Below are 26,196 nucleotides of genomic sequence, written 5' to 3' on the forward strand. Positions count from 1 at the left end.
CGGGTCGGGCGGAAACGCCCGACCTCTGGGAAAATGCCGTTACGAACTGGCCGAGAGCTTCATGAGCACGAGGCCGCTCACGACCAGCAGGGCGGCGGCGATCCTCATCGGGTTGATCGCCTCCCCCAGCAAGGTCACGCCGACCAGGAAGGCGCCCACGGCGCCGATCCCGGTCCAGATCATATAGGCGGTGCCCAGCGGCAGGACGCGCATCGAGAGCGCGAGCAGGCCGAAGCTGCCCACCATGGAGACCAGCATGACGACGGTCGGCACGAGGCGCGTGAAGCCGTGCGACTGCTTCATCGCGAAGGCCCAGACGATTTCGAGAATGCCGGCGACGAGAAGATAGATCCAGGCCATGAATCGGCCCTCCTTCAAAGGGCCGGGTCGTCCCGGACAGCAGCTCCGATAGGGGAGGTCGTCCTCGCCTCCTTCATATAGGGGACCGCCGAGCCCCGGTCCAGGACGGAATGCCCCCTCGCCCGCCGCGCCCGGCATCGACAAAGCCCCGATCCTGGCCAATGGTCGCCGGCCCGCAGGGTCACCACCCCGGCCCGCAGGAAGGATCAGCCTCGCCGCCACGGGCGGCCCCAGGCCTTTTTCGGACAGGCACGCATGACGACCACGATCTATGGCATCAAGAACTGCGACACGATGAAGAAGGCCCGCACCTGGCTCGACACCCAGGGCGTGGCCTACGCCTTTCACGACTACAAGGCCTCGGGCATCGAGGCGACGACCCTCAGGGGCTGGGCCGGCCAGGTGGGGTGGGAGAAGCTGCTCAACCGCGCCGGCACCACCTTCCGCAAGCTCCCGGAGGCGGATCGCGAGGGGCTCGACGAGGAGAAGGCCATCGCCCTGATGGTCTCGCAGCCCTCCATGATCAAGCGGCCCGTCCTGGCCCATGGGTCGAAGCTGCTGGTTGGTTTCTCCGCGGACACATATTCCAAGGAATTCGCCTGAACGACCGTCGCCAGGCAGGCGAAAGCTTGCATGGGCGGGGTCGAAGCGCGACACAGGGGCGGGCGCAGGATGGACGCGCCCCTTCGTCATGACGACCAGCAGTGAAAGTCAGGTTCGACCATGACGGCACCCGACGACGATTCACCCCCGATCGAGAAGCTGCTCGACACGCCCGAGCTGGCGGCCGCGCTGGAAAGCGACCGGTTCAAGCAGTTCCTCGACCACGTACCCTTCGCGATCGCGGTGGCCGAGCTGAACCCGCAGGAGCGGATCACCTACGCCAATCCCGAGTTCCGCCGCCTCGTCGGCACGGATGAGACCGCGATCGTCGGGCGCCCCTGGAACCTCGTCGCCGCGGTCGCGGCCGCCGCGGATGGGGACCGGAAGCTGATCGAGGCGCTGGACGTCGCCGCCGCCACTTCGGGCCAGGAGGATTACGTCGGCGTCTTCGAGATCGATCATCTCGACACGCCGCTGACGGTCGATGTCTGGCTCAACCTGATCGAGGACGAGCAGGGCCAACCGGTCTTCCGCCTCCTCGCCCTCGCGCAGAGCCGCCAGCGCGATGCGGCGGAGCTCGCCGCCTATGAAAGTCGGGTGAAGGAGAAGGACGCCCTGCTGCGCGAATTGCAGCATCGCGTGAAGAACAACCTCCAGATGATCACCGCGCTGATCCGCCTGGAGGCGCGCAACATGCCGGACGACGCCTCGGGCGAGGCCTTCGAACGGCTGGCCGGGCGCATCGAATCCCTGGCGCTGCTCTACCGCTCCCTCGCCGACCAGGAGGAGAACGGCACCGTCGATCTCGGCATCTACCTCAGCCAGATCGCCGCCGCCGTGATGCGGGCCCATGCGGTGGAGGGCCTTCGCCTCGACCTCAAGGTCGATGCCTGGCCGGTCTCGGTGAATGTCGCGATGCCGGCCGGCCTCGTGGTGAACGAGCTGCTGACCAATACGCTGAAACACGCCTTCACGGGACGCGAGGGCGGGACGCTGACCCTGCACAGCCTCGTCGACGACGAAGGCTGCCGCGTGGTCATCGCCGATGACGGCGTCGGCCTGCCGGAAGGCGTCGAATGGCCCGATCCCGGCGGCCTGACGGCGATGATCGTGCAGTCGCTCAAGCAGAACGCCGGCGCGAGCATCGACGTCGTGTCGACGCCCGGCCAGGGCATGCGCGTCACCATCAGGTTCGACCGGGCCGACGCCATCTAGGCGCCGGCCGGCACCTCAGGCCCGGATCCAGGTCTCCGAAAAGGCCAGCATCGCCGTCGAGATGCGCTGCCCCGCGATATCGCGCGGGACGGGCGCTCCCGGCCTGGCCTTGCCGTTCACCGTGACGCTCGCCTTGTCGCAACCGACGAAGAGCGTCGGCATGTGGTGCTTGCCCGTGGCCGAACCGCCCGGCGCCAGCGCGAAGCAGAAGGGCTTGCCGAGGCCCGACCAGTCCAGCTTCACCGTCAGATCGCCGGCGCGCACCGTCTCGCCATAGCGGCCGATGGCATCGCCATCGGCCTCGACGTGATCGAGCTTGCGGAAGTTGATCGACTGAAGCCCCGCGAGCCCGCGCCAGGCGCCGAAATGCGAGACGTATTCGGCGATCAGCCATCGCGCCAGCGGCTCGTTATCCGTCAGGCAGACATTGCCCGGCGAGGCTTCCTGCGGCGATTGCAGCAGCACCAGCGCATGCCCGCGCCCATGCGGCGAAAGCACCACCCGGAAGAAGGAGGCCAGCGTGGTGAAGGGCCCGTTCGGGTCCTCCTTCAGCGAGATGCCGGGGTTCTCGCCGGACCATTCGACGGTGCCGGGGAAGATCGTCGTTTCGGACATGAGGCCGCTCCCTTTGTGTTCTTGCCGCCATTGGGACCGCGGGGGCGGCCCGCGTCAACGGAGCTCAGCCGGGCGCGATCCCCAGGCGCGAGAGCCGGTGCGCGGCGGCCGCATTCACCGCGCCTTCCGGCAGCCGCCCGTCCGCCAGCGCCGCGATCTGGCGCACGGTGTCCATCGCCTGGTGATAGGCGGCCTCGGGCGTCACGCCGCCGATATGCGGCGTGGCCACCACATCCGGCCGGCGCGCCAGCCGCGGGCTCGGCATCTGGTCCGGCGCGCGGCCCACATCCATGGCGGCCCCGCCGAGCTGGCCGGAATCCAGGGCCGCCTCCAGCGCCGCCTCGTCCACCAGTTCGCCGCGCGAGAGGTTGATGAAGAAGGCGCCGCGCTTCATCCGCGCGAAGGCGGAGGCGTCCATCAGATTCGCCGTCTCGGGGCTGGAGATGGCGAGGCAGACGAGGAAGTCAGCCCGCGCCTGCACCTCCTCGAGGCTGGTCTCCGGTCGCACATGGGGGTCGTGCACCAGCACCTTCATGCCCAGCGCCCGCGCGATCTCGTCGAGCCGCCGCGCGATGCGCCCATAGCCGATGATGCCCAGCGTGGAGGCCGAGAGCTGAACGTTGCGGCCCGGCGTCGGCGCTTCCCCGCGCCGGTACTGCTGGCCCAGGCGCGAGATGCCGCGGGCGAGGTCCACGATCATGCCGATGCCGAGCTCGGCGACGGAATCCACGAAGCCCGGCGTCGCCCGTGTCACCAGAATGCCGTGCGAGGAGGCGGCCGGGACGTCGATGGTGCTGATATCCACGGCGCAGCGCAGGAAGGCCACGAGGTCGGGCGTCGCCGCGAAGGTCGCCTCGGTGCCGGGCGATCCGCGGAAGGCGATGATGGCCTGGCAGCCCTTGGCCGCATCCGCCAGCTCGGCGTCCCGCAGGTCGCGGCCGGTCGGGTTGCGGACGACGTCCGCGTGCCGCTGCAATTCCGCCAGCGCCTGGTCCCCGAAATAGCCGGCAAAGGTGTCGGTGCCGTGACTCAGGAAGACCTTCAGTCGATTGCCGCTCATGATTTCCTCCCCCGGAGGCGCGAGGATGCGGCCAAGGCAGGGCTCCGTCCACCTTCCCCGGCTTGCCGGATCATGCCGAGGCGCCAAGATGGTCCCCGCAAATGGGAGCGGATTTCATGCGGTTCACGATCATGGCGGCGGCTCTCCTCGCCTTCGCCCCCTGGCAGGCAAAGGCACAGGACGTCGCGGCGGGGCAGCGCGTGTTCAACCAGTGCCGGGCCTGCCACACGATCAATGCGGGCGGCCGCAACGGCGTGGGGCCGAACCTGCACGGCGTGTGGGACCGTGCGGCGGGCGCGGTCGAGGGCTTCCGCTACTCGGCGCCGATGCGCGAGCGGGCGGCGGCTGGCCTCGTCTGGAACGAGGAGAACCTGCTCGCCTACATCACCGACCCCAAGGCGGTCGTGCCGCGCGGGTCGATGTCCTATGTCGGGCTGCGCAACGAGCAGCAGCGGAACGACCTGATGGCCTATCTGCGGGAAGCCAGCACCGCCGCCAACTAGGCGAGGCTCGTCACCGCGCGCCGGACCGGCGCGCGGTAGCCGGGCATCAATGCGAGCCGGCGAAGGCCAGCATCATGGCATAGACCTCGCGCGTCACGGCCGACAGCGTGCGGCCGAGTTCCTCGAGGTCGGCCACCTGGTCCACGCGGGGGCCCACCGCCTCCTGCTCTTCCGGCGTCAGGATCAGGGGGATGATGCCGGTGGCGCGCGCCAGGCCGATCATCAGCGAATCATGGGGCTCGGGGATGTCGTCCTCCAGCAGCACCTTCCGCAGCCGGGCGCGGACCTCCATCACATCGGCCTCGCCCTCAGCGGCCTTGGGATAGCGCCGATCGGGGATGACCCAGAGGAAACGGCCCTCCTCCTTCTTCAGCACGCCCTTCGCCACCAGCCGGTCCAGGATCATGTGGCGGAAATGGTCGCCCTGCCGGCCGAGCTCCACGATCCAATGCCGGCTGTCGCGCAAGCCGAGGCTGGTCGCGATCTGGGCCAGCGCCTCGTCCAGCACCGGGTCGCCGGAGGGCTTGTGGCTGGTGACCATCAGCCGTTCGGGATCGGTGTCGATGCGGTTGTCGAGCGAGAGCTGCATGAGGATGGCGCTGCCCAGCGCATAGTCGCCTGCCGGCGCCGGCCGGCCCACGGGGCGCCCCGTCTTGTCGTCGAGGAGGAGGAGCATGATCTCCTCCGGCATCGTGAGCTTCATGGCAGGTCCTCTTGGGCGATGCCGCCGCCGGACGGGCGGGCGCTGATCCCGGCGCGATGTTGTTCGCGGCCGCGGCGCCTGTCCAGCGCCGGGCACGCCCCGCGGACACCCCCTTACCGGCGGCGGGTCGCGCCGCCGGCCCGAGGTTGCGTGCCTACTCCGCGATCGCCGCCGACCAGGGCGACATCACGTCCGAGACGCCGACCCGCATGCCGCCGCGCTGCAGGATGAGGTTCGGGCAGGCGAAGTTGCCGGGGGCCACGGTGTGCTCCACCACCTCGAGCTCCGCATCCGCGGCCAGCGCGGCGAGCATCGCCTCGCCCAGGCGCTGATCGGCCATGACGCCGTCCGGCCCGGAGACGTCGAGGCGCGGGTGATGCGCCGCAGCCTCCGGCTCCATCGCGAAATCGGCGACGTAGGTGAGGTGCTGGAAGACCGAGGCCATGATCTTGCGGCCGCCCGAGGCGCCCATCGCGATCTCCGGATTGCCTTTCGCATCGAGCGCGATCACCGGGCACATGTTGCACAGCGGCCGCTTGCCCGGCGCGATGGCGTTCGGGCTGCCGGGCTGCGGGTCGAACCACATCACGCCGTTGTTCATCAGCACGCCCGTGCCGGGCAGCACCATGCGGCTGCCCATGGAGGAGAGCAGCGTGGTGGTCATCGCGATCATCATGCCGTCCTTGTCGGCGACGGTCAGATGCGTGGTGCAGCTGTCGGCGCCGACGGGCTCGGCCTCGGTGGGCGTCCCCTCGCCCAGGCCGGCCAGACGCTCGGCATAGGCGGCGCGAAGCGAGCGCGCGAGATAGGCGTACCAAGCGGCATCCGGCACGGCGCCGTAGGGCGCCTTCTCCATCATCGCCAGCAGGCGCTTGAGCGTCGGCGCGGCGGTGAGGCCGTTGGCCAGCATCAGCTTGCGGCCGCGGAAGGTGACCTCCATCGCCGGCAGCACGCGCGCCTCGCAGGCGGCGAGGTCCTCGGCGGTGACGAAGCCGCCCATCGCCTTCATGTCGGCCGCGATCGAGGCCGCGACGTCGCCCCGGTAGAAATCGTCCAGGCCCGCCGTCTGCAGCCGCTCCAGCGTGTCGGCCAGCCTGCCCTGCGGGAAGTAGCCCGAGGCGCCCTGGTAGGGCGGGACGGGCGGCAGGCCGTTGGGCAGATAGATCCGCGCGCTCTCGTCATAGAGCCGCAGCACCGACGCGCTGTTGGCGATCTTCAGCGTCGTGAACCAGTCCTGCGCGAGGCCGCGCTTGGCCAGCGCCACCGCCGGGGCCAGCACGTCCTTGATGGGCATGCGGCCGTAGCGCTTGTGGATCTCGGCATAGCCCGCGACGGCCGAAGGGATCAGCGCCGATTTGGGGCCGTGGATATTCGCGTCGCCCACCACCTCGGGCCAGGCGAAGAGGTCGTTCTTCATCCGCCCGGTCAGCGGATAGGCGGAGGCATCGAGGCTGCGCGGGGCCACGGGGCCGAAGTCGAAGGTCTCGGCCGCGCCGCCGGGCTTCATCACCTGCGTGAAGCCGATGCCGCCGATGCCGGAGTTCCAGGGCTCGGTCGTGGCCAGCGCGAAGGCCGCCGCGACCGCCGCATCGGCGGCCGTGCCGCCGGCGCGCAGGATGGCGACGCCCGCCTCGGCCGCGTCACGCGACTGGCTGGCGACCATGCCTCGCTCGCCGCGGCCGGCGGGCTTGCGGACGTTCCAGTGCTGCGTGGTGTGCGGAGGGTGACCCATCATGCGCTTCCTTCGTTTCGCTAAGACAAATCTGCGCCTTAACCGAGGGATAGGGCAAGCGGGCGGCCCCTTTCCCCCCGACGCTTTGCCGGTTAAGGCTCGTTCAGAAGACGTCCTGAGGAGCACTCCCGATGAGCCTGAATGTCGCCGCACCGCTGAAGAGCTTCATCGAGACCGAGGCACTTCCTGGAACGGGCCTGGACGCCGCCGCCTTCTGGGCCGGCCTCGAGGCGATCCTGCGCGACCTCGCGCCCCGCAATGCCGCCCTGCTCGCGAAGCGCGACGATCTGCAGGCCAAGATCGACGCCTGGCACCGCGCCAACCCGGCCAAGCCGATCGACGTGCCCGCCTACGAGGCCTTCCTGCGCGAGATCGGCTACCTGCTGCCCGAGCCCGCCGATTTCGCCGTGACGACCGCGAACACGGACCCCGAGATGGGCGGCGTCGCCGGCCCGCAGCTGGTCGTGCCGGTCAACAATGCGCGCTACGCGATCAACGCGGCCAATGCGCGCTGGGGCAGCCTCTACGACGCGCTCTATGGCACGGATGCCATCCCCGAGGCCGACGGCGCCGAGCGTGGCGCCGGCTACAACCCGACGCGCGGCGGCAAGGTCATCGCCTTCGCGCGCAAGGTGCTGGACCAGGCCGTGCCGCTGATGGGCGCGGGCCATGCGGAAGCGCTGAAGTATGCGGTCAAGGACGGCGCGCTGGATGTCGTGCTGCAGGGCGGCGGCTCCGTGCCGCTGAAGAACCCGGCGCAGCTGGTCGGCTTCGTGGGCGAGCCCGGCTCGCCCTCCGCCCTGCTGTTCCGCCACAACGGCCTGCACCTGGAGCTGCGCATCGACCGCGCCAGTGAGATCGGCAAGACCGATGCCGCCGGCGTCGCGGACGTCGTGATGGAAGCGGCGCTCACCACCATCCAGGATTGCGAGGACAGCGTCGCGGCCGTCGATGCCGCGGACAAGGTCGAGGTCTATCGCAACTGGCTCGGCCTCATGAAGGGCGACCTCAACGCCGACCTCGAGAAGGGCGGCCGCACCATCACCCGCCGCCTCAGCGAGGACCGCAGCTACACGACGCCCGCGGGCGGCACGCTGACGCTTCCCGGCCGCTCGGTGATGCTGGTGCGCAACGTCGGCCACCACATGATGACCGACGCCGCGACGCTGGACGGCGCCGAGGTCCCGGAGACCATCCTGGACGCCGCGATTACCAGCCTGATCGCGATGCACGACATCAACGGCAAGCGCCTGAACAGCCGCGCCGGCAGCGTCTACATCGTGAAGCCCAAGATGCACGGGCCGGAGGAAGTGGCCTGGGCCGTGGAGCTCTTCGGCCGCGTCGAGAAGCTGCTCGGCCTGCCGCATGCCACGCTCAAGATGGGCATCATGGACGAGGAGCGGCGCACCACCGTTAACCTCAAGGCCTGCATCAAGGAGGCGTCCGAGCGCGTCGCCTTCATCAATACGGGCTTCCTGGACCGCACCGGCGACGAGATCCACACCTCGATGGAAGCCGGCGCCATGATCCGCAAGAACGACATGCGGGGCACGGCCTGGATCAAGGCCTATGAGGACTGGAACGTCGATATCGGCCTGATCTGCGGCCTGCGCGGCAAGGCGCAGATCGGCAAGGGCATGTGGGCCATGCCCGACGCCATGGCCGCGATGCTCGAGCAGAAGGTCGGCCATCCGAAGGCGGGCGCGAACACCGCCTGGGTCCCCTCGCCCACAGCCGCCACGCTGCATGCGCTGCACTACCATCAGGTGGACGTGGCCGCACGCCAGGCGGAGATCGCCGCCGGCGGGCGCCGCGCGCAGCTGACCGACCTGCTGACGGTGCCGGTGGCAACGCAGACCAACTGGCCCGCGCAGGACCTGCAGGCCGAGCTCGACAACAACGCCCAGGGCATCCTCGGCTACGTGGTCCGCTGGGTGGACCAGGGCGTCGGCTGCTCCAAGGTGCCGGACATCAACAATGTCGGCCTCATGGAGGACCGCGCGACGCTGCGCATCTCCGCGCAGCACATCGCCAACTGGCTGCGCCACGGCATCGTGACGCAGGACCAGGTGCTGGAGACGCTGCGCCGCATGGCCGCGGTCGTGGACCGGCAGAACAAGGACGACGAGGCCTATACGCCGATGGCGCCCGATTTCGGCGGCGTCGCCTTCCGGGCGGCGGCGGCACTGGTGCTGGAAGGCGCCGCGCAGCCCAACGGCTACACGGAGTTCCTGCTCACCAAGTACCGCCGCGCAGCCAAGGAAGGCTGAATGGAGCGCGCCGGGCTCAGGCCCGGCGCACGTTCCAGAACAGCGGGAAGCCCTTCAGCACCCCCTCGAGGTTCGAGCGGTAGGCCGTCGGCTGGTAGAAGACGCCGAGCGGCAGGTAGGGCACCTCCTGGAAGGCGAGCGCCTGCATCTCGCGGCAGGCCGCCTGCTGGGCCGCGAGGTCCGGCGCCTGGAACCAGCGATCCCGCAGCGCCTCCAGCCCCGGGCTCGTCGGCCAGCCGAAGGTCGTCGCCCGGCCGATGCCGCGCAGATAGGCCTGGGAGGCCGGGTTCACGCAGCTCACGCCCAGCGTGTAGTTCGCCCAGATGTGCCAGCCGCCCTGGTCGGCCGGCTGCTGCGAGGCGACGCGCTGCAGCACCGTGCCCCAGTCCAGCGCCTGGTAGTCGAGGTTGAGGCCGATCCGACGGAACATGTCGCCCGCCACCTCGCTCATCGCATTCAGCGCGGCGAAATCCGTGGGCACGGGGAAGACGATGCGCTCGCCGCGATAGCCGGCCTCCTGCAGCGCGCGCTTCACCGCATCGAAGTCGCGGGGCCCACGCAGGGCCTCGAGCCCCGCATCATTCGCCATGGGCGAGCCGGGAGCGAAAAAGCCCACATCCTCCCGCCAGCGGCTGCGGTCCTCGCCCGCGACGGCGATCATGTAGTCCGCCTGCCTGATGGCGCCGAGCATCGCGCGCCGGATCGCCGGATTGTCGAAGGGCGGCAGCAGGTGGTTGAAGCGCAGCATCGGCAGGAAGCCCAGCGTGTCGAGCACCTCCACCTTCAGGTCGCGCCGCCGCTGCAGCAGCGGCAGGAAGTCGGAGAGGGGCTGATCCCACCAGTCGATCTCACCGCGCTGTAAGGCCGCCGCGGCGGTGGCGGCGTCCGGCATGGTGAGCCACTCCACCCGGTCGAAATGAACGTGCTTCGGCCCGGAGAGGTAGTTCGGCGTCCCGCTTTCGCGCGGGACATAGCCGTCGAATTTCGCATAGACGGCGCGGGAGCCGGCGATGCGCTCATTGGCGACGAAGCGATACGGCCCGCTGCCCACCATCTCCGTGACCTGGCGCAGCCCGTCCTGGGCCGCCAGCCGCTCCGGCATGATGACGCACACATTCGTGCCGGGCTTGCCGAGGACGTCGGGCAACAGCGGAAAGGGATGCTTCAGGCGGAAGCGGATCTCGCGGTCGTCGGGCGCCGAGAGCTCGTCCACCGCGGCCATCATGGTCGCCGCATAGGCGTCGCGCGAGGCCCAGCGGCGGATCGAGGCGACGCAGTCGCGCGCGCGCACCGGCTCGCCGTCATGGAAGCGCAGGTTGGGGCGCAGCCGCATCTTCCAGAGCAGCCCGTCATTCTCGACGACATGGCCCTCCACCATCTGCGGATGCGGACGCAGGTCCATGTCCACGCCGTAGAGCGTGTCGAAGACCAGCAGGCCGTGGTTGCGCGTGACGAGGCCGGTGGTCTGCACGGGATCGAGCAGCGCGAGATCGGCCTGGGGCACGAATTTCAGCACGCGCTGGTTCTGGGCGGCGACGAGCGCCGGCTGTGCGACGGCCCCCGCGCCCGCCGCCCCTAGAAGTTGTCGGCGCCCGATCATGCCGCCACCTCGCGCGCCCGTTGCGCGGCCGGCGGGCGCTTGTTGGCCCAGGGCCGCGCCGCCTCGAAGGCCGCGGAGGCCTGCAGCACGCCGAGGTCGTCGAAGCGGCGTCCCACGATCTGCAGCCCGACCGGCAGCCCCTTCTCGGTGAAGCCGCAGGGCACGCTGGCCGCCGGATTGCCGGAGAAGTTGAAGGGGTAGGAGAACTCCGCCCACATCAGCCAGTCCCAGGGATGCTGCGGCCAGTCCTCGGGCTGGAGGAGATGCGCCGGGAAAGCCGCCGTGCTGACGGCAGGCGTCAGCAGGAAGTCCCAGTCCTGGAAGGAACGGTGGATCGCCTCGACGTAGTCGAGCTTGGCGGCGCGCATGACGTGGTACTGCTCGGCCGTGAAGCTGCGCCCCGCCTCCATCATCGCGACGAGCGCGGGCTCCATCTGGTCCCGCCACTTGTCGAGGTAGAGGTTGGCGCGCGCGAGGTAGCCGGCCGGCCAGAAGAAGCGCGCGAGATCCACGCCCTTCGGTCCCCATTCGGGCCGCACGAGTTCGACGGTGGCGCCCATCTCCTCGAAGGCCGTCACCGCCTTGGCCACCAGGGCCGCGACATCGGCATCGACGCGGGCATGACCGAAGTCCGGGCTATAGGCGATGCGCTTGCCGCGCAGGTCGGCCTTCAGCAGGTTGGGATAATCGGCCGGCGGCGTCTCGCAGGAGGTGTGGTCCCAGGGGTGCGGGCCGGCCATGGCCTTCAGCATCATGGCGCCATCCGCGACGGTGCGGGTCAGCGGGCCCATATGGGTCGCGTAGTCATTGTTCGGCACCGGCCAGTAGGGAATGCGGCCATAGGTCGGCTTCAGGCCGAAGACGCCGCAGAAATGCGCGGGCATGCGGACGGAGCCGCCGCCATCCGAGCCCAGATGCAGCGGCCCGTAGCCGGCCGCCGCCCCCACCGCCGCGCCCGCCGAGGAGGCGCCGGCATTGTAGCCGTGCTTCCAGGGATTGTGGGTGATGCCGTGGAGCGTGCCCTGGCTGACGCCCTTCCAGCCGAACTCCGGCACCGTCGTCTTGCCGAGCATGACCGTGCCGGCCTCGTGCAGGCGGGCGATGCAGGGCGCGTCCTCCTCCGGCACGTCGTCCTTCGTCGCGAAGGAGCCCATGCTGGTCACGAGGCCCTTGGTGGGGTGCATGTCCTTGATGGTGACCGGTACGCCCTCGAGCGGGCGCGGCGACCCGCCGGGCGCATAGGCCGCCTCGGCCGCGCGCGCCTGGGCCAGCGCGATCTCCGGCGTCAGCATCGTGATGGCATTGAGCTTCGGATCAATCGTCTCGATCCGGTCCAGCAGGACCTTCGTCACCTCGACCGGCGAGAGCCGGCGCGCGGCATAGGCCCGCTGCAATTCCACGGCCGTCATAAAGCCGATGTCTTCACTTCCCATTTCGGACGCCTTCCTTCGAAGTTGGCTGCCAATTCCTGCCCTCGGGTCCGTGATTGCGGCGGGCGGCCGGGGGTGCCAGCCTGCGCCAAACCTCGTTGGACCTCGTTGCTTGAATAGCAAGACGCCGCGTTCCGTATGTCAATCGCCAAATGCGCCGAGCCCGATCCGGGCCGGCCGGCCGCGCAACCCCGCGATCGACGTCGCGATCCAGGAGGCGGCGAAGAGCCTGCTGGCGGAAGTCGGCTGCGGCGCCTTCACCATGGAGGGCGTGGCCGCACGGGCGGGCATCGGCAAGCAGACGCTCTACCGCCGCTGGCCCTCGCGCGGGGACCTGCTGATCGACCTCTTCTACCTGGACGAGCTGCAGGAGCCGGAGATCGCGCCCGACCTGCCGGCAGCCGAGGCGCTGGGCGCCTATCTCGATGCCAGCTTGCAGCGGCTCTACCGCCCCTGGAACCGCAACCTGCTGCGCAGCCTGGCCGTGACCGCCCAGGACGACCCCCTGCTGCGCGAGGTCATGCTGGCGCGCATCACCTGGCCGCGGGTGGAGATGGGGCGCGCCATCCTGCGCCGCCTGAAGGCCGCCGGGCAGGTCCGCGCCGACCTGGATGTCGAGATGGCGGTGGACATGGCGAACGGGGCCATCTGGTTCCACCTCCTCTTCATGCCCGATCCGATCGACGCCGCCCTGCGGGACCGCATCCTGCGGGAGCTGCTGGCGCTCGCGGCGGTGCCTTCGTTGCCTGGATGACCCGGCCCCCGCGGTGGTGCAGACTGGCCGCGGAGGAACCAACATGAAGCGTCGCTCAGCCCTCGCGCTGCTCGCCACCCCTGCGCTTGCCGCCCCTGCGCTCGCTCAGGCCCAGGCGGCCTGGCCGCAGCGGCCCATCCGCATCATGGTCCCCTTCCCGCCCGGCGGCTCGAACGACGTCATCGCGCGGCCGCTCGCCGAGCGGATGCAGCAGCGGCTCGGCCAGCCCGTGGTGATCGAGAACCGCCCGGGCGCGGGCGGCTCCATCGGCGCCGGGCAGGTCGCGCAATCGGCGCCGGACGGCCATACGCTGATGATCAGCAGCAGCAGCTTCGCCGCCTCGGCCGCCATTCAGCAGACGTCCTACGACGCCATCCGCAGCTTCGACACGGTCTCGCTGCTCGCCCGCGCGCCGTTCCTGGTGCTGACCAACCCGAACTTCCCGCCGCGCGACATCAACGAGCTCATCGCCTATTGCCGGGCCCGGCCGGGCGAGATCGACTTCGCCAGCTCCGGCCCCGGGGGCATCAACCACTTCGTGACGGAGCTCTTCGCGCTGCGGGCCGGGCTGCAGCTCAACCACGTGCCCTATCGCGGCATGCCGCCGGCGGTGACGGACCTCATCGCCGGCCACATCCCGCTGCTGATCACGACCATGGCCAGCGCCTCGGCCGCCATCCGCGAGAACCGCGCCCGGCTGCTCGCCTATTGCGCGCCCGGCGCGCCGGCCGGCAGCCCGCCCGCGCCGACCGTGAAGGAAGCGACGGGCATCGACTACGAGGCCTCCATCTGGTGGGGCCTGCTCGCCCCGCGCGGGATTCCGGCCGAGCCCCTGCGCGTCCTGAACGCCGCCGTCGCGGCCAGCCTCGCGGAGCCGGAGGTCGCGCGCATCTACGAGGCCGAGGGCGCCACGACCGACCCCTCGACCCCCCAGCACTATGCCGAGGTGCTGCGGCGGGACATCGCCGCCTTCCGGGAGGTCGCGCAGGCCGCCAATATCCGGCTGGACTAGCGCTCTTTGTCCTCCGGGGCGCCCCCCGACTTATTCCATGGACGAAGCAACCGCGGGGCCCGGGCCGTCATTGAAGCGCGCATGTCTCGCACGCTCCTCTCCGCGCTGATCCTCCTCGGCACGCTGCTGCTGCTCTTCATCCTCACGCCCGGGGTCCTGCTGGTCCTTTTCGCCGGGGTGCTGCTGGCCGTGGCCATCCGGGCCGTCGCCGTCCCCCTCGCCGCGCGGCTCGGCCTCGGCGAGGGCTGGGGCGTGATGATCGTCTCCCTGCTGGCCGTCCTGATGGCGGGCTTCGCCTTCTGGTTCGCCTCCGACGCCATCTCCTCCCAGGCGGAGAGCTTCCGGCAGCAGCTGCCCGAGCTGGTGCAGCGCGTGCAGGAGCGGTTGTCGCAATACAGCTGGGGCCGATGGGTGATCGAACAGATCGATCCCCGCCGCCTCGTGCCCTCGGGCCAGACCGCCAGCACGGCCGCCACCTACGCCTTCTCGGGCCTCGGCGGCCTGCTCGGCGGGCTGGGCGACGTGGTGCTGATCCTGCTGCTCGGCCTCTACCTGGCGAGCGATCCTGCCCCCTACCGCAAGGCGGCGCTGGCGCTCGTCGCCCCCCCGGGGCGGCCGCGGCTGCTGGCCGTGATGGACCAGGGCGGCCAGGCGCTGCGCGGTTGGCTGCTGGGCCAGCTCTTCTCCATGGTCGTCACGGGCACCTTCATCGGCCTCGGCCTCTGGGCGCTCGGCGTCCAGATGGCAGGGCTCCTGGCGCTGATCGCGGCCGTGTTCGGCTTCATCCCCTATATCGGGCCGCTGATCTCGGTGGTGCCCTCGCTGCTGGTCGCGCTGGGGCAGGACCCTTCCCTGGTGCCCTGGGTGATCGGCCTCTTCGTCGTGTCGCTGACCGTGGAGGGCAATATCCTCACGCCCATGGTGCAGCGGCAAACGGCCCATCTGCCACCGGCCTATCTGCTCGGCGCCCAGGCGCTGATGGGCTCGGGCTTCGGCCTGATCGGTGTGATCCTGGCCGCGCCGCTGGCAGCGCTGACCATGGCGGCGGTTAAGGTCGGCTATGTGGAAGGCTGGGTCGAGGCCGAAGGCCCCTTGCGGGCGCCCGAAGGCAGCCCGGCGGCAAAGGCCGCCACCGCGCCCGAAGGCCGCGGCTGACGCGCGAGGCGCGCCGGAAAGCCAGCGCCGCGCCCCGGGGGGCGCGGCGCCTTTCGCCGATCAGGCGGTCTCGTAGCCGATGACGGCCTTGATCTCCGTGAAGTCGTCGAGCGCCCACTTGCCGTATTCGCGGCCGTTGCCCGACTGCTTGTAGCCGCCGAAGGGCGCGGCCGTGTCGCCGACCGGGTAGTTCATGAAGACGTTGCCCGCGCGCATCTGCGAGGAGACCTCACGCGCCTTCTTCACGTCGCTCGCCTGCACATAGGCCGCGAGGCCGTAGATGGTGTCGTTGGCCATCTCGATGACCTCGGACTCGTCCTTGTAGGGCAGGATCGAGAGCACCGGGCCGAAGATTTCCTCGCGCGCAATGGTCATGTCGTTGCGCACGCCGGCGAAGATCGTGGGCCGCACGAAGTAGCCGCGGTTGAGGTTCTCCGGACGGCCGGGGCCGCCCGTCACCAGCTCCGCGCCCTCGTCGATGCCGGCCTGGATCAGGCGCTGGATCTTCTCGAACTGCACCTCGCTCACGACCGGACCGAGGTTGGTCTTCGGATCGGCCACGTCGCCCACGACCAGCTTCTCCGCCGCCGCCTTGGCGATGGCCTTGGCTTCCTCGTGACGCGCGGCGGGGACGAACATGCGGGTCGGCGCGTTGCAGGACTGGCCGCTGTTGCCCATCATGCCGACGACGCCCTTCGTGACCGCCGTCTGGAGGTCGACATCCGGCAGCAGGATATTGGCCGACTTGCCGCCGAGCTCCTGCGACACGCGCTTCACCGTCGTGGCCGCCGCCTGGGCGACGAGGATGCCCGCGCGGGTCGAGCCCGTGAAGGACATCATGTCGATGTCGGGATGCGAGGACATGGCGGCGCCGACCACGTGGCCCTCGCCCTGCACCATGTTGTAGACGCCCTTCGGCACGCCGGCGGCATGCATCACCTCGGACCAGATGATGGCGTTGAGCGGCGCGACCTCGGAGGGCTTGAGCACCATGGTGCAGCCCGCGGCGATGCCCGGCGCGACCTTGCAGACGATCTGGTTGATCGGCCAGTTCCAGGGCGTGATGAGCCCGACAACGCCGATCGGCTCGCGCGCGATGAGCGTCGTGCCCTCGAGCTTCTCGAACTCGTATTCCTCGAGCACCTGGATCATGCGCTTGAGGTGGCCCGTGCCGGTGGCGGCCTGGCGCTCCAGCGCGAACTTCACCGGTGCGCCCATCTCCTGCGAGAGGGCGTCGGCGATGTCCGACTTGCGCTTCTCGTATTCGGAGAGGATGGCCTTCAGCAGGTCCAGGCGCTGCTCGCGGCTGGTGCGCGAGAAGGAGGGGAAGGCGGCCTTGGCCGCGGCCACGGCACGGTCCACGTCGGCCGCGCCGCCGACGGCGATCTGAGTGAAGACTTCCTCGGTGGACGGATTGACCACGTCGAGCAGCTTGGGCTCCAAGGGCTCGACCCAGGCGCCGTTCACATAATGCTGGCGTTCGTGTTGCATGTGGAATTCCTCCGCGGATGGACCGGTGGCCCGGCTCGTTATCTTCCATTGTATATAGCGTGACGACAAGCCGAGGGGCACCCCCGGGACGTGACGCCGGCCCGCCTTCGGCGCATCCTTCCCCCATGCACGACCTGACCACCAAGACCGATCCTGCGCTCATGTCCGCGGAGGAGCTGCTAGCGCTCTTCGCCCGCCGCGCGCTTTCCCCCGTCGAAGCGCTGAAAGCGGTCTCCGAGCGCATCGCGCGCTACAATCCCTGGGTGAACGCCTTCGCGGCGCTCAATCCCCGCGCCCTGCAGCAGGCCGGCGAGAGCGAGGCGCGCTGGATGGCCGGCCGGCCCATGGGCCAGCTCGACGGCGTGCCCGCCACGGTGAAGGACCTGCTGAACCTCGCGGGGTTCCCCACCCGGCGCGGCAGCCGCACGACCGACGCCACGCCCGCCACGGAGGACGCCCCCTCCGTCCTCGGCCTCAAGCAGGCGGGCGCCGTGATCGTGGGCAAGACGACGACGACGGAATTCGGCTGGAAATCGCCCGGCGACTGCCCGCTGCACGGCATCACCCGCAATCCCTGGAACCGCGAGCGCACGCCCGGCGGCTCCTCCAGCGGCGCGGGCGCAGCCGGCGCGGCCTGCTTCAGCCCGCTGCATATCGGCACCGATGCCGGCGGCTCGATCCGCATCCCCGCCGCCTTCTGCGGCCTGGTCGGCCTGAAGCCGAGCTTCGGGCGCGTCCCGCAATGGCCGCTCGGCGCCTTCGCCCATGTCGCCGTCGCCGGCCCCATGGCGCGCTCGGTCCGCGACGCGGCACTGATGTTCAACGCCCTCGCCCGGCACGACCTGCGCGATCCCTTCTGCCTGCCGGACGACAAGCGCGAATGGCGCGACGGCATCGAGGACGGCGTGAAGGGCATGCGCGTGGGGCTGGTGCGCCGGCTCGGCTTCGATGCCCCGCTGGATGCCGACGGGGAGACCGCCCTGATCGAGGCGGCCCGGGCGCTGGAGGAGGCTGGCGCCATCGTCGAGGAGGCCGATCCGGGCCTGCCGGACACGCGCGCCATCTTCGGCCGCGTCTGGGGCGTGGCCCTGGCCCGGCTGGTCGCGACCGTGCCGGCGGAGCGGCGCGCTTTGCTCGACGCCGGGATCACCGACGTCGCCGAGGCGGAGTCGGCCATGAGCGCGGTGGATTTCCTGGGCGCCGAGGCCCTGCGCTTGGAGGCGGCCCATGCCATGGCACGCTTCCACCAGCGCTACGACGTGATGCTTACCCCCTGCACGCCGACCGCCGCCTTCGCCGCGGACCAGCCGACGCTGCACCCCCAGATGGCCCTCTGGCGCGACTGGGCGCCCTGGACCTTCGCCCATAACCTGACCCGCCAGCCCGCGATCTCGGTGCCGGTCGGCCTCGATTCGGAGGGGATGCCCCGCGCCGTCCAGATCGCCGCGGCGCTCTATCGAGACGACCTCTGCCTCCGCGTGGCGCGGACTCTTGAAATCGCAAGGCAGATCCCCACCGCCCCGGCCTTGTAACGTAAACGTAAAGCTGCTTACTCCGCCCCCAGGACTTGGGCGGAATTGCAGCATGCGGCTGGTCACATTCACCCGCGCCGGACAGGTGCGGCAGGAAGTGGGTGCGCTCGACGCGGAGGGAGCTGTGCTCGACCTCTGCGCGGTCGAGCCCCTGCTCCGCGGACAGACCATGATCGACGTCGCGGCCGGCGAGCCCGCCCTCCTCGACAAGCTGCGCCAGGCGGCGGCCAAGGCCCCCGTCGTGGTCGATGCCAAGCTCTGCGCGCCCATCCCCCGCACGCCGAAGAACATCTTCTGCGTGGGCAAGAACTACCATGAGCACGCCAAGGAATTCGCGGGCTCCGGCTTCGACGGCGGCGCCAAGGACGTGGTGCCGCCCTTCCCCGTCGTCTTCAGCAAGCCGCACACGGCCATCATCGCCGATGGCGAGCCCATCCTGGGCCATCTCGATCCGACCGGCGGCCTCGACTACGAGGGCGAGCTCGGCGTGGTCATCGGCAAGGGCGGCCGCGGCATCTCCAAGGCCGACGCCCTTTCTCACGTCTTCGGCTACACCATCGTCAACGACGTCACGGCGCGCCACCTGCAGAAGCGCCACAGCCAGTGGATCCTGGGCAAGGGGCTCGACAGCTTCTGCCCGATGGGCCCGGCCCTCCTCACCGCGGACGAAGTGCCCGACCCGACCCAGCTCACCCTCACCACCTGGGTGAACGGCGAGCGTCGGCAGCACGCCCCCGTCTCGGACCTCATCTTCGATATTCCGACGCTGATCGAAGCCATCAGCGCCGCCATCACGCTGGAGCCGGGCGACCTCATCGCCACCGGCACCCCGGCCGGGGTGGGCATCGGCTTCAATCCACCCGTCTTCCTGAAGACGGGCGATGTCGTGCGGATCGAGGTGCCGGGTATCGGCACCCTGGAGAATCGAGTGGCCTGAGGGCCGGATTGCAGCCCCCGCTGCAGGAGATGACGAATGCGTGGCTTTAATCCCCTTCCGGCGGCCCGCCGCCGCTGCGTGACCGCCGGCCCGGCGAAACGGACCGAGCGCCTGCCGGACGCGGCTTCCTTCTACGAGCCCCCCCGCTCGCTGGAGGAGCCCGAGGGCCGTAACGCCGAGGACCGGCTGTCCTGGCACAGCCAGACCGTGACCTGGATCGGCCCGAAGGAATGAGGGCGGCGTCGCTATCGCGGCGCCTCCTCCTGGCGGCGCCCCTCGCCGCCCCTTCCCTGGCCCATGGCCAGGACTTTCCCAGCCGGGCCGTGACCGTCATCGTCGGCTTCCCGCCCGGCGGCCAGGCCGATCTCGCGGCACGCCCCGTGGCCGCCGCGCTGGAGCGGATCTTCCGCCAGCCGGTCGTGGTCCAGAACCGTGCCGGCGGCGCGGGCGCCATCGGTTCGGGCTTCGTCGCCCGCGCGCCCGCGGACGGGCATACCCTGCTCATGGCCCTCTCCTCCCTCGCCGTGATCCCCGAGGCGGAGAAGCTCTTCGGGCGCCCGCCTCCCTATACGGTCGACCAATTCACGCCCGTCGCGCTGGTGAATGCCGACCCGACCATGCTCGCCGTGCCGGCCGAGGCGCCCTGGCGCTCCATCGACGACTTCGTGCGCGACGCGAAGGCCCGCCCCGGCGACATCCCCTATGGCTCCTCGGGCGCCTATGGCACGCTGCATGCGGCGATGGAGATGTTCGCCACCGCCGCCGGCATCCGCCTGCTGCACGTGCCCTTCCAGGGCGCGGGCCCGGCGATCACCGCGCTGCTCTCCGGCAATATCCAGGCCCTGGCGACGGCACCCGGCACCCTGACCCAGCACACGCAGTCGGGGCGTCTGCGCGTGCTCGGCTGCTGGGGGCGTGAGCGCGCGCCGGCCTTCCCCGAGGTCCCGACCTTCATGGAAGCGGGCTTCCCGGAGGTGGAGTTCTACATCTGGGCCGGCCTCTTCGCCCCCGCGGCGACGCCGGCGCCGGTCCTGTCCCGCCTTCGCGAGGCGATGCGCGGCGCCATGCAGGACGCCGATCTGCGCCGCGCCTTCGAAGCCGCCGGCTCGCCCCCGCGCTACCTGGACGCCCCGGATTTCGCCCGCTTCTTCGCGGAGGACAGCGCGCGCCTGGTCGCCGCCGTGCAGCGCATCGGCCGCGTGGAGTAGGCCGATCGCCACCGCGCCAGGGCGCGCGTTTCACCCGATGTTAACCGGCTTCCCCGACCCTACCTCCGCCTCCGGATTTTCCGGACGCGAAGGAAAGCCGCACGCATGTTCGACGCCATCCGATCCCGGCTGCACTCCCGGGCGCAGGCCCGGCTGGATGCCGTCCATGCCTCCTATGCCGTGATCGAATTCGCGCCCGACGGGACCATCCTCCGTGCCAATCCGCATTTCCTGGCCGCGACCGGCTACAGCGCCGAGGACCTGCGCGGGCAGAAGCACGCCCTCTTCGTCGACCGGCGCATGGCCGAGAGCGAGGATTACCGCCGCTTCTGGGAGACGCTGCGCAGCGGCCGCCACCTGACCGACGAATTCCGCCGCCTGCGCAAGGACGGGCGGCCCATCTGGATCCAGGCCTCCTACTGCCCCGTCCTCGATCGGCGTGGCCGGGTGGCGAGCGTGATCAAGTTCGCCACGGACATCACCGACCGCCGCCTGCGCGCGGCGGACCATGCCGGGCAGGTCGCGGCCATCGGGAAGTCCCAGGCGGTCATCGAATTCGACGTCGACGGCACCATCCTCGGCGCCAACGCCAATTTCCTGAACGCGCTGGGCTATACGCTCGAGGAGGTGCGCGGCCGTCATCACCGGCTCTTCGTCGATCCCGCCGAGGTGGCCCGGCCGGACTATGCTGCCTTCTGGGCCGCGCTCGGCCGGGGCGACTATCAGGCGGGCGAATATCGCCGCCTGGGCAAGGGCGGGCGGGAGGTCTTCATCCAGGCCTCCTACAATCCCATCCTCGGCCCCGACGGCGCGACGTGGAAGGTCGTGAAATACGCCACCGACGTGACAGCCCAGGTCCGCGAGCGGCAGCGCCGCGCGGAGGTGGGACGCGACGTCGATGCCCGGCTGGGCGAGGTCGCGGGCGCCGTCTCCTCGACCAATGAGCGGGCCAGCGGCGCCGTCGAGGCCTCGCGCGAGACCTCCATGAGCGTCCAGGCCGTGGCGGCGGGCGCGGAGGAGCTCGCGGCCTCGGTCGGCGAGATCGGCCGGCGCCTGCTCGACGCCTCGCGCTCCACCTCTTCCGCCACCGACCAGGCCGAACGCGCGACGCGGATCGTGGGCGAGCTGGTGGCCGCCGCGCAGCGGATCAGCCAGGCGATCGGCCTCATCAACGACATCGCGGGGCAGACCAACCTCCTCGCGCTCAACGCCACGATCGAGGCCGCCCGCGCGGGGGAGGCCGGCAAGGGCTTCGCCGTGGTGGCGAGCGAGGTGAAGGAGCTCGCGAGCCAGACCGCCCGCGCCACGGAGGAGATCTCGGGCCAGGTCGGGCAGGTGCAGGGCGCGGTGGAAGGCGCGGTGCGCGCCATCGATTCCATCGCCAAGGCCATCGCCGATATCGACGGCATCACCACGAGCATCGCCGCCGCCGTGGAGCAGCAGGCGACAGTGACGCGCGAGATGTCCTCCCGCATGCAATCCGCGGCCTCGGGCGTGGAGAGCGCCAATCGCACGCTGGAGGAGATCGCGCAGGCGGCGACGGGCGCCGCGGCGCTCACGCGGCAGGTCGCCGAGAAGTCGAGAACGCTCGCCGCCTGAGGTTGCGCCGCGGGACGGGCCATGCTCGCCTGCGGCCGAACGACGGCAGGAGTAGCCCAGATGAATACCGAGACCACCGAAGGCAAGATCCTTGCCTGGCTCGCCACGCAGCAGCAGGCGATGATCGACACGCTGGAAGCCATGGTGAACACCGATGGCGGCAGCTACGACAAGGCGGGCGTGGACGCGACCGGCAAGATCGTGAAGGATTTCTGCGAGGCCCAGGGCATCACGGTCGAGACCGTGCGCGGCGAGAAGTATGGCGACTGTCTGCGCGCCGTCCTGCCGCATGAGGGCACGGGCGCGGTGCGCACGCGCGGCAACCAGGCCGCCAACATCGTGCTAATGGGCCATCGCGACACCGTCTTCCCCAAGGGCGAGCCCACGCGCCGGCCCTTCACCATCAAGGATGGCCGCGCCTATGGCCCCGGCGTCGCCGACATGAAGGCGGGGCTGGTGATGAACATGTATGTCCTCGCCGCCTTCAAGAAGTTCGGCGGCGCGCCGGGCCCGATGGTCGGCCTCTTCACGGGCGACGAGGAGATCGGCTCCCCCGAGGGCCGCGCGGTGATCGAGGAGGAGGCCCGCGGCGCCCGCGTCGTCTTCAATTCGGAGCCGGGTCGCCCGACGGGCAATGTGGTCACGGGCCGCAAGGGCGGCGTCTTCAGCATCTTCGAGATCGAGGGCAAGGCCGCCCATTCCGGCGGCAACTTCGAGGCCGGCATCTCGGCCATCGGGGAACTGGCGAACAAGATCGTCGCGATCCATGCGCTGACCGACCTCAAGCGCGGCATCACGCTCAATGTCGGCCTTGTCTCGGGCGGGCAGAGCGTGAACACGGTGGCACCCTCGGCCACTGGCCAGATCGACCTGCGCTACGTGAACCCGGCCGACCGCGACGAGATCATGGGCAAGATCCACGAGATCATCGCCAAGAGCTACGTGCCCGGCACCAAGGCCAAGCTCACCATCAAGGGCGAGTTCCTGCCCCTCACCCAGGACGAGGCGGCCGCCCGCCTCTTCAGCATGTACCAGGGCGCGGCGAAGGATGCCGGGCTGGACGTGAAGCCGGAATTCTCGGGCGGCTGCGCGGATAGCGGCTTCACGGCAGCCCAGGGCGCGCCGACCATCTGCTCGGTCGGTCCGGTCGGCGGCCTCGCCCACAGCCCGGAAGAGTATCTGGAGGTCGCGAGCTTCGTGCCCCGTGCGCAGGCGATGGCGAGTGCCATCCTGCGGCTCGAGAGCGCCAGCCTCTGATTTTCGGCCGGCGCGGGGGCAAATCCCCGCGCCGCCTGCCCGCGCCCATGAATTCGCATTGAGCTTAACAGAAGAATTTGCAGCACTCGCAACCTCCAGTTGCGGGCCGTCGTCATCATCGATAGACGTGATTTACGATGCGACAAGAACGGCCGCAGGTCTCATTTCTTCCGGAGATCGCCGTGTCCGGCGGGCCGCTTCGCGTGCCTGCGAAGCGTGGCGCGTCGCCTCCTGGCAAATTCGGCTCCGCCCTCGCCGTCCTGCTGTTCCTGGCCTTCGGCCTCGCCGGCCCCCTTGCGATCGGCATGATGCCGCGGGACGGGCAGACGCAATTCGCCGTCATCGCGGCGCCCTGGCGGGGGCTGGAGGAGACGGCGGCGCTGGTCGCCGCAGCGGATGGCCGCATCGTCGATGCCGGCGGCCTGCCGAATGTCATTTTTGCTCAATCCGATAGCCCGGCCTTCGTCGCCGCGGCCTATCGCGCCGGTGCCTGGCTCGTGCTCGATCCGGTGCTGCTGCGCGGTTGCCTTCAAGCCCTTGGGAGGGCCTCGTCATGACCGAAATTGAGATGCTGCGGAACCGCTTCGGTCGCGCAATGGTCTGGATCCTCTGGCTCCACGTCCCGATGATCGCGCTGGCCGCCTACCTCCTCGGCCATGCGCCGGCCCCAGCCGCGGCCTTCTCGGCCGTGCTGGTCGGCGCCTATCACCTCTGCTGGCGCCTCTGGGGCGCGGCGCCCGTCACGCGCTACATCTCCGCCATCGCCATCATGGGACAGCCGGCGCTGATGCTCTACCTGCTCGCGGGCCACCCGTGGCAGATGGACGTACATATGTACTTCTTCGCGGCGCTCGCCCTGCTGATCGGCTGGAGCGACTGGCGCACCATCATCGTCGGCGCCGTGACCATCGCGCTGCATCACCTCATCCTGAACTTCGCGCTGCCGCTGGCCGTCTTCGCCAACGGGTCCGACCTGCCCCGCGTCTACCTCCATGCCGCGATCGTGCTCTTCCAGAGCGCGGTGCTCGTGACGCTGAGCAGCACGCTGGTGCGGACCTTCGACCGCATCGCCGCCATGGGGACGGAGGTGCTGATCCAGACGCAGGAGGCCCAGGCAGCGAACAACGCGAAGACGCTGTTCCTGGCCAATATGAGCCATGAGATCCGCACGCCGATGAACGCGATCCAGGGCTTCAGCCACCTGGCGCTGCGGACGGAGACCGACCCCCGGCAGCGCGACTACCTGCTCAAGATCAAGACGGCGAGCGGCGCGCTTCTCGGCCTCATCAACGATATCCTGGACTTCTCGAAGATCGAGGCCGGCAAGCTGCATCTGGAGCGCTCGCCCTTCGATATTCGCGCGGCCCTGGACAGCGTCGTGGCCATCGCCGAGCTGCGGGCGCGGGAGAAGGGCATCGGCCTGCGCGTCGACATCGACCCGGCCGTGCCGAAGGTGCTGATCGGGGATTCCCTGCGCCTCAACCAGGTCATCCTCAACCTCGTCTCCAATGCCATCAAGTTCACCGAGCGCGGCTCGGTCACCGTCTCGATCCACTCCGCCTCGGATGTGAGGGACGATATTGCGCTCGAGATCGCCATCCGCGACACGGGCATCGGCATGACGCCGGAGCAGCAGGCGCGCCTCTTCGCCTCCTTCAGCCAGGCCGATAGCTCCACCACGCGCCGCTTCGGCGGGACCGGCCTCGGCCTTGCCATCAGCAAGCAGCTGGTCGAGCTCATGGGCGCCAATATCCTGGTTGAAAGCGCGCCCGGCGAGGGCAGCTGCTTCCGCTTCACCATCCGGCTCGGCGTCGCCGACGCCGCCACCACGGCCAACCGCCCGACGATCGAGGCACTGGGGGCCCTGCGGGTCATGGTGGTCGACGACAACCCCGCGGCGCGCATGACCCTCGAGGACATGTTCGCGGAGTGGTCGATCAACGTGGAGCTCTTCGCCTCCGCCGCGGAGGCCCTGGCCGAACTGGACGAGTCGGCGCGGCGTGGCACGCCCTTCGACCTCGTTCTCATGGACTGGAAGATGCCGGGCATGGACGGCATGGAAGCCGCCCGGCGGATCCAGACTTCCGATATCTCCGCGGCCAAGCTCCCCGTGGTGGTCATGGTCAGCGCCTATGGCCGCGAGGAGATGATGGCCAAGGCCGAAGTGAACGGCATCTCCGCCGTTCTGGTGAAGCCCGTGGACCCCGGGCTGCTGCTGGAGACGCTGACGAACCTCTTCACCGCCGCCTCCGCCCCGCCCCCTGCCCCCGTGGCCACGCCCCAGGCGCAGGACGCGCTCCCGCAGGTGGCGCCGCAGTTCCGGGGCGCCCGCGTCCTTCTCGTGGAGGACAACGAGATCAACCGGGAGCTGGCGACGGAGCTGCTGATGGATGCCGGCCTCGTCGTCGACACGGCGGAGAACGGCCGGATCGCCTGCGACAAGGTCTTCGCCGACCCGACGGGCTTCGCCGTGGTGCTGATGGACATCCAGATGCCCGAGATGGACGGGCTCGAGGCCACGATCCGGATCCGTGAGCAGCTTTCGCCGGTCGATCTGCCGATCCTCGCCATGACCGCGCATGCCTATGAGCAGGAGAAGCAGCGCTGCCTCGAGATCGGCATGAACGACCATATCGCCAAGCCGGTCGATCCGGCCGTGCTGGTCGCGACGCTCGATCGCTGGCTCGGCGCGGCCCGCCCGCCGGCCCGTCCCGCCGCCCCGCCGGCGCCTGCCCTCGGCCCCGACGACCTGCCGCCCTCCCTGCCGCCCTATGATCTCGCGGCCGCGCTGATCCGCGTGAACGGGAAGCGGAAGCTGCTGCGCAAGCTCATCGTGGATTTCGGCACCAGCTTCGGCAGCACAGGCGAGACCCTGCGCCAGCAGATCGCCGAAGGACGCATCGACGAAGCCGCCCGCACCGCCCATGCCCTCAAGGGAACGGCCGCGACGCTCGAGGCGCGTGGCGTGGCCGAGGCGGCCATGCAGCTGGAGGACGCGCTCACCGGCCGCAAGCCCGGCGATACCGCGCAGCTGGTGAACCGTCTCGAGGCAGAGCTCCGCCCGGCCATCGCGGCGGCCCGGTCGCTCGGGCCCGCGGCTCAGAAGGAATTGGCGGCGCAGCCGCGCTGACGCCTTGGCGGCCCGGCCGCCCTTTCAATA

General features: G+C 70.1%; 23 protein-coding genes. 15 read left to right on the forward strand and 8 right to left on the reverse strand.

Annotated elements, in window-relative coordinates; translation table 11 throughout:
* Positions 1-39 precede the first annotated feature (39 nt).
* Entirely contained in the window at positions 40-360 is a 321-nt protein-coding gene (locus KHU32_RS18610; RefSeq protein WP_213671673.1) for a DMT family transporter, read from the reverse strand.
* Positions 361-615: 255 nt separating this feature from the next.
* Between KHU32_RS18610 and KHU32_RS18615 the strand changes: the two genes are divergently transcribed.
* Positions 616-963 carry an ArsC family reductase gene (locus tag KHU32_RS18615; protein WP_213671674.1) on the forward strand — a complete coding sequence of 116 codons (348 nt, stop codon included), beginning with the start codon at positions 616-618 and terminating at the stop codon, positions 961-963.
* A gap of 120 nt (positions 964-1,083) precedes the next feature.
* Complete coding sequence (locus KHU32_RS18620) at positions 1,084-2,178, forward strand: sensor histidine kinase (RefSeq protein ID WP_213671675.1); 1,095 nt, start codon at positions 1,084-1,086, stop codon at positions 2,176-2,178.
* A 15-nt stretch (positions 2,179-2,193) separates the two neighbouring features.
* Here the strand turns inward: KHU32_RS18620 and KHU32_RS18625 are convergent, their stop codons facing one another.
* Both KHU32_RS18625 and KHU32_RS18630 read right to left on the reverse strand, forming a co-directional pair.
* A complete protein-coding gene (locus KHU32_RS18625) occupies positions 2,194-2,793 on the reverse strand; it encodes a hypothetical protein (protein ID WP_213671676.1) in 600 nt (199 codons plus the stop codon).
* Positions 2,794-2,857: 64 nt separating this feature from the next.
* Complete coding sequence (locus tag KHU32_RS18630) at positions 2,858-3,853, reverse strand: NAD(P)-dependent oxidoreductase (RefSeq protein ID WP_213671677.1); 996 nt, start codon at positions 3,851-3,853, stop codon at positions 2,858-2,860.
* A 116-nt stretch (positions 3,854-3,969) separates the two neighbouring features.
* Between KHU32_RS18630 and KHU32_RS18635 the strand changes: the two genes are divergently transcribed.
* The gene (locus KHU32_RS18635; RefSeq protein ID WP_213671678.1) at positions 3,970-4,356 is read left to right on the forward strand and encodes a c-type cytochrome; all 387 of its coding nucleotides are present in this window, start codon (positions 3,970-3,972) and stop codon (positions 4,354-4,356) included.
* A gap of 46 nt (positions 4,357-4,402) precedes the next feature.
* Here KHU32_RS18635 and KHU32_RS18640 read toward each other — a convergent pair whose 3' ends face one another.
* Entirely contained in the window at positions 4,403-5,059 is a 657-nt protein-coding gene (locus KHU32_RS18640) for a GOLPH3/VPS74 family protein (RefSeq protein WP_213671679.1), read from the reverse strand.
* Between the two features lie 154 nt (positions 5,060-5,213).
* Complete coding sequence (locus KHU32_RS18645) at positions 5,214-6,794, reverse strand: gamma-glutamyltransferase (RefSeq protein ID WP_213671680.1); 1,581 nt, start codon at positions 6,792-6,794, stop codon at positions 5,214-5,216.
* Between the two features lie 128 nt (positions 6,795-6,922).
* Between KHU32_RS18645 and KHU32_RS18650 the strand changes: the two genes are divergently transcribed.
* Positions 6,923-9,061, forward strand: a complete 2,139-nt coding sequence (locus KHU32_RS18650; protein WP_213671681.1) for a malate synthase G — start codon at positions 6,923-6,925, stop codon at positions 9,059-9,061.
* Positions 9,062-9,077: 16 nt separating this feature from the next.
* On the opposite strand, the gene KHU32_RS18655 is transcribed toward KHU32_RS18650, so the two are convergent.
* Entirely contained in the window at positions 9,078-10,661 is a 1,584-nt protein-coding gene (locus tag KHU32_RS18655; RefSeq protein WP_213671682.1) for an ABC transporter substrate-binding protein, read from the reverse strand.
* Positions 10,658-12,094, reverse strand: a complete 1,437-nt coding sequence (locus KHU32_RS18660) for an amidase (protein WP_213671683.1) — start codon at positions 12,092-12,094, stop codon at positions 10,658-10,660. Before KHU32_RS18660 ends, KHU32_RS18655 begins: the two co-directional genes overlap by 4 nt.
* A 109-nt stretch (positions 12,095-12,203) precedes the next feature.
* Here KHU32_RS18660 and KHU32_RS18665 point away from each other — a divergent pair, with 109 nt between their 5' ends.
* The 3 genes from KHU32_RS18665 (at position 12,204) to KHU32_RS18675 (ending at position 15,012) form a co-directional block, all read left to right on the forward strand.
* Positions 12,204-12,845 carry a TetR/AcrR family transcriptional regulator gene (locus KHU32_RS18665; RefSeq protein WP_249681392.1) on the forward strand — a complete coding sequence of 214 codons (642 nt, stop codon included), beginning with the start codon at positions 12,204-12,206 and terminating at the stop codon, positions 12,843-12,845.
* Positions 12,846-12,888: 43 nt separating this feature from the next.
* Positions 12,889-13,857, forward strand: a complete 969-nt coding sequence (locus KHU32_RS18670; RefSeq protein WP_213671685.1) for a tripartite tricarboxylate transporter substrate binding protein — start codon at positions 12,889-12,891, stop codon at positions 13,855-13,857.
* A gap of 81 nt (positions 13,858-13,938) precedes the next feature.
* On the forward strand, positions 13,939-15,012 hold the full coding sequence (locus tag KHU32_RS18675) for an AI-2E family transporter (RefSeq protein ID WP_213671686.1): 1,074 nt from the start codon (positions 13,939-13,941) through the stop codon (positions 15,010-15,012).
* Positions 15,013-15,072: 60 nt separating this feature from the next.
* Here KHU32_RS18675 and KHU32_RS18680 read toward each other — a convergent pair whose 3' ends face one another.
* Positions 15,073-16,503, reverse strand: coding sequence for an aldehyde dehydrogenase family protein (locus KHU32_RS18680; protein ID WP_213671687.1), 1,431 nt, complete (start codon positions 16,501-16,503; stop codon positions 15,073-15,075).
* A gap of 125 nt (positions 16,504-16,628) precedes the next feature.
* On the opposite strand from KHU32_RS18680, the gene KHU32_RS18685 reads away from it, so the two are divergent.
* The 8 genes from KHU32_RS18685 (at position 16,629) to KHU32_RS18720 (ending at position 26,166) form a co-directional block, all read left to right on the forward strand.
* The gene (locus KHU32_RS18685; RefSeq protein ID WP_213671688.1) at positions 16,629-18,035 is read left to right on the forward strand and encodes an amidase; all 1,407 of its coding nucleotides are present in this window, start codon (positions 16,629-16,631) and stop codon (positions 18,033-18,035) included.
* A 52-nt stretch (positions 18,036-18,087) separates the two neighbouring features.
* Positions 18,088-18,972, forward strand: coding sequence for a fumarylacetoacetate hydrolase family protein (locus KHU32_RS18690; protein WP_213671689.1), 885 nt, complete (start codon positions 18,088-18,090; stop codon positions 18,970-18,972).
* A gap of 36 nt (positions 18,973-19,008) precedes the next feature.
* A complete protein-coding gene (locus KHU32_RS18695; protein WP_213671690.1) occupies positions 19,009-19,206 on the forward strand; it encodes a hypothetical protein in 198 nt (65 codons plus the stop codon).
* A gap of 89 nt (positions 19,207-19,295) precedes the next feature.
* A complete protein-coding gene (locus KHU32_RS18700; protein ID WP_347265577.1) occupies positions 19,296-20,180 on the forward strand; it encodes a tripartite tricarboxylate transporter substrate binding protein in 885 nt (294 codons plus the stop codon).
* A 105-nt stretch (positions 20,181-20,285) separates the two neighbouring features.
* Positions 20,286-21,779 carry a methyl-accepting chemotaxis protein gene (locus KHU32_RS18705; RefSeq protein ID WP_213671692.1) on the forward strand — a complete coding sequence of 498 codons (1,494 nt, stop codon included), beginning with the start codon at positions 20,286-20,288 and terminating at the stop codon, positions 21,777-21,779.
* Positions 21,780-21,839: 60 nt separating this feature from the next.
* Positions 21,840-23,036 (forward strand): M20 family metallopeptidase, encoded by a 1,197-nt coding sequence (locus KHU32_RS18710; RefSeq protein WP_213671693.1) that lies wholly within the window; start codon positions 21,840-21,842, stop codon positions 23,034-23,036.
* 182 nt (positions 23,037-23,218) lie between these two features.
* Entirely contained in the window at positions 23,219-23,593 is a 375-nt protein-coding gene (locus tag KHU32_RS18715) for a hypothetical protein (RefSeq protein WP_213671694.1), read from the forward strand.
* A complete protein-coding gene (locus tag KHU32_RS18720; RefSeq protein ID WP_213671695.1) occupies positions 23,590-26,166 on the forward strand; it encodes a hybrid sensor histidine kinase/response regulator in 2,577 nt (858 codons plus the stop codon). Before KHU32_RS18715 ends, KHU32_RS18720 begins: the two co-directional genes overlap by 4 nt.
* The last annotated feature ends 30 nt before the right edge of the window (positions 26,167-26,196 follow it).

The organism is Roseococcus pinisoli, assembly GCF_018413645.1.
Classification (GTDB): Bacteria; Pseudomonadota; Alphaproteobacteria; order Acetobacterales; family Acetobacteraceae; genus Roseococcus; species Roseococcus pinisoli.